The organism is Bacillus sp. BHET2, assembly GCF_005938125.1.
GTDB lineage: Bacteria > Bacillota > Bacilli > Bacillales > Bacillaceae_B > Rossellomorea.
Genome location: NZ_VCQN01000023.1, coordinates 1 through 550, shown reverse-complemented (window position 1 = coordinate 550; position 550 = coordinate 1). Strand labels below are relative to the sequence as shown.

At 44.2% G+C, this 550-nt stretch carries 2 rRNA genes; both read left to right on the top strand.

The window, feature by feature from the left end:
• Positions 1-105, top strand: a 16S ribosomal RNA gene (locus tag FGG79_RS21335); the annotation flags it as partial.
• Between the two features lie 323 nt (positions 106-428).
• Positions 429-550: ribosomal RNA gene (locus FGG79_RS21330) — 23S ribosomal RNA — on the top strand; the annotation flags it as partial.

The window sequence follows — 550 nt, the reverse complement described above, 5'->3', positions numbered from 1 at the left end:
GGTGAGGTAACCTTTTGGAGCCAGCCGCCTAAGGTGGGACAGATGATTGGGGTGAAGTCGTAACAAGGTAGCCGTATCGGAAGGTGCGGCTGGATCACCTCCTTTCTAAGGAAGATTTACTAAACGTTTGACGCGTCGAAGTTTTGTTCAGTTTTGATGGTTCAACCATCAAAACATTTTTTATCTCTAACGAGATAAGAAGTTGTGTTTGTTCTTTGAAAACTAGATAAAGATAAATTGATAGTCAAGAAATTACCGAGTATCGCCATTTTAGGTTTTAAACCTTAAGTAGTAAGTGATCAAATTTTGATTTAGCAGCGAGAAGGTCGAGGAAGCGAAGGAGTGAACACCGGAGCGCACTTAGCGTGCGTGAGGATGTGAACGACTGAAGCTGACGAAGAGATTCGAAGCTGATAAAACAAAATTTAGGTTAAGTTATGAAGGGCGCACGGTGGATGCCTTGGCACTAGGAGCCGACGAAGGACGGGACTAACACCGATATGCTTTGGGGAGCTGTAAGTGAGCTTTGATCCAGAGATTTCCGAATGGG